Source organism: Chloroflexota bacterium (assembly GCA_014360805.1).
Classification (GTDB): domain Bacteria; phylum Chloroflexota; class Anaerolineae; order DTLA01; family DTLA01; genus DTLA01.
In genome coordinates, this window is sequence record JACIWU010000123.1 from 1 (window position 1) to 6,570 (window position 6,570).

A 6,570-nucleotide genomic window follows, 5' to 3' on the forward strand; every position below is an offset into this window, starting at 1 on the left:
CCCTCTCCGCGCGCGGAGAAGGGGAACGAGGGGGTTAGATTGGCACGCCCGCGCCTACTCACGCGCCGGCGGCCAGCAGCCGCGCTTGCTCTATGTACTCCAGCGACTGGTGCCGGAAGTACGTGTTGTACAATTCCGCATAGTGCCCGCCCGCGGCCAGCAGCGCGCGATGCGTGCCCTCCTCTATGATTTTGCCCTCACGCAGGACGATGATGCGGTCGGCGTTCTCCACGGTGGACAGGCGGTGGGCGATGACGATGGACGTCCGGCCCGCCATGACCACCTCCAGTCCCTCCTGAATCTGCGCCTCGGTGAAGGGGTCCACGCTGGCGGTGGCTTCGTCCAGGATGAGGATGCGCGGGTCGGCCAGGACCACACGGGCTAGGGCCACCAGTTGGCGTTGGCCCATGGACAGCCGCCCGCCGCGTTCGCCCACGTCGGTGAGCAGGCCGTTGGGCAGGAGTTCCACCCACTCGCCGTTGGCGATCTTACTGGCAGCGGCGCGCACCTCGTCATCGGTGGCGTCGGGACGGGTGTAGCGGATGTTGTCCATGACGGTGCCCGAGAACAGGAACGGCTCCTGAGGGACAATGCCGAGTTGGCGGCGGTATTGGGCCAAGTCAAAGGTGCGGATGTCGCGCCCGTCAATGAGAATCTGCCCGCTCTGGAACTCGTAGAAGCGGGCGATGAGGCGGGCCAGGCTGGACTTGCCCGCGCCGGTGTGGCCCACGATGGCCACCGTCTCGCCGGGGCGAATCTCCAGCGAGAAGTCGTCCAGCACCACCTCGCGCCCCGTGTAGGTGAAGTGCACGTGGCGGAACTCCACGCGCCCCTCAAGTTTGGGTACCGGCTCCGAGGCCACCTGCACGACCTTCGGCTCGGCGTCAATCAGCGCGAAGACCCGTTCGGCGGCGGACAGGCCATCCTGGAACTGGCTCCAGAACGACGCGATGCTGGTGAGCGGTCCCCAGAAGTGGTACATGGCCTGGACGAACAGGTACCACTGGCCGGGCGTGAGCAGTCCGCGCAGGCTTACGATGCCGCCGTAGTACACGATGAGCGCCGTGCCCACGCCGACGGTGATCTCCAGCAGGGGGATGATGGTATTCAGCGTCCAGCCGCGGATGAGGTTTACGCGGTATGCCTGCTGGTTCAGGCGCTGGAAGTCCTTGTACACGGCGGCTTCCTGGCGGAAGTTCTTGGCCACGGCGATGCCGCTGATGGATTCTTGGATGAGGGCGTTGACCTTCGCCAGCACCCGGCGCGCCTTTCGCGTTACGGAACGGGCGAATCGTCGGAACGAAAGGGCCAGGCCCATGACGATAGGTACCAGGGCCAGGAGCACCAACGTGAGCCGCAGGTTGATGGTGGCGAGGACGGCGAACAGTACCAGCACCATGAGCAACTGACTGACCAGATTGAGCACCAGCATGACCACTTCGGAGAAGTCCTGCGTGTCCGAGGTAACGCGGCTCACGATCTTGCCCGATGGCTCCTCGTCGTAGAACGAAAGGTCGCGCTGGGTTACGGCGGCGAAGGCGTCCTGCCGCAGTTTGAGCACCACGTCGCCCACGACGCGCGCCGAGATGCGCCACCGCATGTAGTTGAACACCCAGGCCATGCCGCTGAAGGCCAGCACGATGCCGACGATGAGCGCAATGGTGGCATTGGACATCTGGCCGGCCACCTGGTCAATGCCCCACGAGATGAGGATGGGGGTGCCGGCGCTGACGGCCGAGTCGCACACAATGGCGAGCACAACCACCGCCATGGCCTTCCAGTGCGGCTTGAAGTAGGCCAGCACGCGCCGAACCAGGTTGAGGTCGCCATAGGTTCGGTCATAGCGGTCGCTTTCCAGTCCGTCCATCATCCAGCCCATGGCGTTTTCCTCATGCAGACTTCTGTTTGGAATCGGGCGCAGCCAGGCCGTAGCGCGCGAAGATGCGCCTGTAGGCGTCGCAGCGGGCCAGCAGTTCGTCGTGGGTGCCCTGATCCACGAGCCGGCCGCGCCGCAGCACCAGGATTCGGTCGGCCCAGCGGATTTGCGACAGGCGGTGGGTGATGAGCAGCGTCGTGCGGCCCTTCATGATGCGCCGCATGGCCTTCTGGATTTCGTCCTCGGTGGCGCTGTCAATGGCGCTGGTGGAGTCGTCCAGGATGAGGATGCGCGGGTCGGTGAGGAAGGCGCGGGCGATGGCCAGGCGCTGGCGCTGCCCGCCGGACAGGGTAACGCCCCGCTCGCCGATTTCGGTGTGGTAGTCGTCGGCGAAACTCATGATGAAGTCGTGGGCCTGGGCCTGGTGGGCGGCGCGGCGGATGTCTTCCATCGTGGCGGTTTCCGGCGCGCCGAAGGCGATGTTGTCGGCAATGGAGCGAGAGAACAGGAAGATGTCCTGCTCAATGGCCGATATCTGGGAGCGCAGCGAAGCCAGGTTCCAGTCGCGCACGTCCACGCCGTCCACCAGCACGCGACCGGCGGTTACGTCGTAGGTGCGGTTCACCAGTTTGGTCAGGGTGCTCTTGCCCGACCCGGTCTCGCCGACAATGGCGACGGTCTCGCCGGGGTTGGCGCGGAACGAGATATCCTGCAGCACAGGCGCGCCGTCGTAGGAGAACGACACGTGGTCAAACTCAATCTCGCCGCGGATAGGGCGCGCCACGCCCTGGGGGTTCTCGTCCAGTTCGGTCTCGGTGTTGATGAGGTGCAGGATGCGGCGGGCGCTGGCAACGCCCTGCTGGATGAGCGCGAAGGTCCAGATGGAGATGAACGTGGGGAACCCCAGCAGGCGCAGCAGGCCCATGTAGGTAACGACCTGGCCGACGGTGAGCGCGCCCTGGCGGTACAGCAGAAGGGCGTGGAGGAACGCTCCCGCCGTCGTTACGCTGAGCACGAGGAGCGGCAGATAGCGGCCCTCAATCTTGCCCTGCAGGACGTACATGTCGCGGAACTTGCGGGCGTTCTCCAGAAAGATGTTCTGCTCCTGCCGTTCCTGGGCGCTGCCTTTCACCACCTGGATGCCCTCTATCGTCTCGGCCAGGCGCGCATTCATCAGGCCGAAGCGCTCGCGCCCGGCGGTTACCACCGGGTCTAACTCGCGGACGTAGCGGCGAAGGGTGATGACGAACAGCACCACGAACACCAGCGGCGACAGGAGCAAATCCCAGCGTAGGTTGAGCGGGATAGCGGCGATGGGCACGATGAGGCCCACCAGCGCGGCGAAGATGAAGACCAGCCCCGGACTGATCATCAGGTTGAGCATGTGGACGTCGTTGGTGGCGCGGGCCATGATGTCGCCGATGCGCTGGCGCCCGTGGAAGGTGAGGCTCTTGCCCAGGAGGCTCAGGTAGAGTTCGTCGCGGGCGTCGCGTTCCACCAACTGGGCCAGCATCTCCACGGCCAAGTTGCGCGCCAGTTGGGCGATGCCCTGGCCCGCGCCGATGGCCAGGATGATCAGCGCGGCGCGCAAGACCATGGCGGGCGTGGTGCTGGGCGCCGCCACCAGGTCAAACGCCCGCCCCACCAGCACCGAGTTGGTGCTCGTGAGCACGCTGACCAGGATGGCGAGCGCCGCCGCGGCAGCGGGAAGCCACGGGTAGCGCAGGATGTGCGAAGCGATCCAGCGCAGAGGCCCGGAGCGGTTAAATCGGTATTCGTTTGCGACCGTAAACTCGCGTTTCTCCACAGGGGTCTCCGAAAGGCGGGCAAAGGCCGCGCCTGTGGTCTCGGTTCCACAACCTGTTGGTCGCGCCATGGGCATCGGCGCGAAGCACTTCCGAAAGTGCGTCGCACCGTGGTCGCCACCACGAGACGGAACCGAATCTGCCTGTGCAAGCATTTGCAGGCTGATGTCAGTATATCCCTCAAGGAGAATACGCGCAAAGCGGCAGGGGAGTTCAAACGTGAGGGCGGGAGGGCGTGCCGAGGCGGGCGCGGTCAGCAAGAGGGCGCGTCCGCCGCTACCATCTCAACGGGGACGCCCCATTGGGCCTGGATGTGCCTCACGAAAGCCTCAAACTCCTCGGGAGTGAACGTGTTGCTCCCCGGCGAACCGATGACAGGGTAGCCCATGACCAGCACGGCCACGCGATTCTCCCGGAGGAACTCCTGGAGTTGCTCGCGGAACTGGCCGGCCCGAATCTCCACGTTGACGTCTCGCACGCCCCGCTCTAGCGCGGAGTCGCGCAGCAGGGCCAGGATGGTCGCGCTCATCTTCTCCAATTCCTGGCGCACGACTTTCAGGGAGCCCAGCGTGATGCCGCGCAGGAACTCCACATCTACGACGTGAAACAGGGTGAGCGGCCTGTCCATCTGGAGCGCCAGCGCGATGGCCCGCGAGAACGTCTTGCGGCATTCCAGGCCGCCTCGCAGGGCGCAGACCACTTGCAGTTCGGACTGCGTCATGGTTTCACCCTCCGCCCAGGAGGCCGAATCGGATGAGGAGCCACAGGGTGCACAGGACCAGCGTGATGGCGGTAACGGGGAGGCCCCTCTTCAACCAATCCACGTATCGCACCGGATAGCCCGCGCGCTCCGAAATGCCCGCCATGACCAGATTGGGCGAGGCGCCGATGAGGGTTACATTGCCGCCGAAATCCGAGCCTACGGCGAGGGCGAAGAAGAGCACTTCCTTGCTGGCCCCCGGCACGCGGCCGGTGAGGAAGTCCACCACCGGCAGCATCGCGGCGGTGAACGGGATGTTGTCAATGGCGCCAGACAAGAGCGCGCTCAGCCAGACGAGCGTCAGCGACGTGAGCAGCAGGCTGTGCCCCACCACCTTCCCGATCTGATCTGCGATCATGCTGACCAGGCCCACCTCCTCTATGCCGCCCACGACGATGAACAGGGTGATGAAGAAGATCAGCGTCGTCCAGTCCACCGACTCTATCATCTCCTCCACGTTGGGGCGCGTCCACACCACAAGAATCGTGGCTCCGATGAGCGCGGTTACCGCCGGCACCAGATGGAACGGCTCGCCCAAGAGGAACAGGGTCAGGATGAGGAGTCCAACCCACCCCGCCTTTTTGAGGTTTTCGGGCTCGGTGATTCTTGCGTTTTCCTCCAGGCGCTGCAGGAGGACAGGGGACACCTTTGCGGCGGCACGGGTCAGATCTCGGGCGTACAGGATTTCAAAGAAGAGGATTAGGCCCACGAGCGCAAGGAGCACGCCTGGCGTGAGGTTCACCAGGAACGAATGGAACGGGATGTCGGCGAAGGAACCCACCAAGATGTTGGTGGGCGTCCCGATGAGGGTGCTGGTTCCGGCCACGTTGGCGGCCATGACCTCGGGCAGCAGCAAGGCCAGCGGGTTGATGCCCAGCGCCAACGCAATCTGCACGGTGAAAGGCGCCATGATCAGAATCGTGGTTACGTTGTCCAGAAATGCCGAGAACAGGCCGGTGATGACCAGCAGGATGGGCATGAGGAGCCAGCCCCTGCCGCCGGAGATGCGGTATGCGAAGAAGGCCAGCCACTGGAAGATGCCAGTCCTTTCCACGACGGCGATGTAGATCATCATGCCCATGATGAGGAAGACCACGTTCCAGTCCACGTAACGGAGCGCACGCTGGAAGTCAAAGATGAACAGGGCAGGGCTGATGAGCCGGCCGAGGTAACTGACGCCCAGCAGGATAGCCGTGCCTGTCAGGGCGGCCAGGGTGTTGTGTAGCCGCTCGGTGGCAATGATGATGAGCGTGAGCACGAATGTGGCCGTCGCCAGCCAGAAGGCGATCCCGATGTATCGCTCCAGTTGGATTGGGGGGAGCGCCAGGGTCTCGCCGCGCTGGAGGGCCTGTGCTTCTGCCTCGGACAGGGGGATGTCCTGCGAGACGAAATGGGCGCGCCTGACCCTGATGGCCAAACTCGTGCCCAGCGATCGGGGCACGGGCAAGGAGTACAATCCGTCGGGTTCCGTCTGGGTCTCGGCCAGCGCCTGCGTGCCTGCATCTTCCACCAGCGCGACGGTGGCGCCTTCCACCGGCTCGCCGTGGTTATCCAACACGTAGCCGGTGATGACAGTGAGGCTTTCTACCGTCTGGGCCTGGGTCGCGCGCGGGTGCGCAACGCCGCCGATAAGCCACGCCACGGCGAGCGCCGCCAGCAGCACGAACGCGGTGAGCCTGTCCTTCGCGCCGGACCTCATTCCCCCACCTCGTCGGCTGGGTCTGCCAGCACAACCTTGGCCTTCGTGTAGAGGCCGATGCGGCCGGTGAATCGCTCCAGGTGGTCGGTGCTGATGGCGTCGCCATGCCCTTTGGAGCGGCCCAAAACCACGTAGGATGCGTCCAGTTCCTGGCACAGGGCGAAGACTTGCTCCAGGACATCGCCCTGGCGGATTTCAATCTGGGCCGGCACGCCCTGTGCCTCGGCCTTGGACTGGGCCATGAGGAGGATGAACTCGCCCATCTGTCGCAGTTCCTCGGCGACTAGGTGGGCCTGTCCGATGTTCGTCAGGGTGAGGAACTCCAGGTTGACGACGTACACAAAATGCAGCGGCTCTGAAGTCTCGCGCGCCAGGCGAATGGCCCGCTGAATGGAAGCCTGGCTTTCGGGGCCGCCACGAATCGCACAGA

5 protein-coding genes are annotated in these 6,570 nt (G+C 64.7%); all 5 read right to left on the bottom strand.

The window, feature by feature from the left end; all coding sequences use genetic code 11:
• Positions 1-58: 58 nt before the first annotated feature.
• The gene (locus tag H5T65_13545; protein MBC7260253.1) at positions 59-1,879 is read right to left on the bottom strand and encodes an ABC transporter ATP-binding protein; all 1,821 of its coding nucleotides are present in this window, start codon (positions 1,877-1,879) and stop codon (positions 59-61) included.
• A 10-nt stretch (positions 1,880-1,889) separates the two neighbouring features.
• Positions 1,890-3,752, bottom strand: a complete 1,863-nt coding sequence (locus H5T65_13550) for an ABC transporter ATP-binding protein (GenBank protein MBC7260254.1) — start codon at positions 3,750-3,752, stop codon at positions 1,890-1,892.
• 182 nt (positions 3,753-3,934) lie between these two features.
• Positions 3,935-4,402 carry a universal stress protein gene (locus H5T65_13555; GenBank protein ID MBC7260255.1) on the bottom strand — a complete coding sequence of 156 codons (468 nt, stop codon included), beginning with the start codon at positions 4,400-4,402 and terminating at the stop codon, positions 3,935-3,937.
• Between the two features lie 4 nt (positions 4,403-4,406).
• Positions 4,407-6,140, bottom strand: a complete 1,734-nt coding sequence (locus tag H5T65_13560) for an anion permease (protein MBC7260256.1) — start codon at positions 6,138-6,140, stop codon at positions 4,407-4,409.
• Positions 6,137-6,570: universal stress protein (locus H5T65_13565; GenBank protein MBC7260257.1), on the bottom strand; the 434-nt coding region annotated here is incomplete at its 5' end. The genes H5T65_13560 and H5T65_13565, both read right to left, overlap by 4 nt.

Bases quoted from the DNA above. Each gene is read 5' to 3' on its own strand.
- H5T65_13545 (MBC7260253.1), bottom strand. From the start codon at position 1,879: ATGGGCTGGATGATGGACGGACTGGAAAGCGACCGCTATGACCGAACC.
- H5T65_13550 (MBC7260254.1), bottom strand. From the start codon at position 3,752: ATGGCGCGACCAACAGGTTGTGGAACCGAGACCACAGGCGCGGCCTTT.
- H5T65_13555 (MBC7260255.1), bottom strand. From the start codon at position 4,402: ATGACGCAGTCCGAACTGCAAGTGGTCTGCGCCCTGCGAGGCGGCCTG.
- H5T65_13560 (MBC7260256.1), bottom strand. From the start codon at position 6,140: ATGAGGTCCGGCGCGAAGGACAGGCTCACCGCGTTCGTGCTGCTGGCG.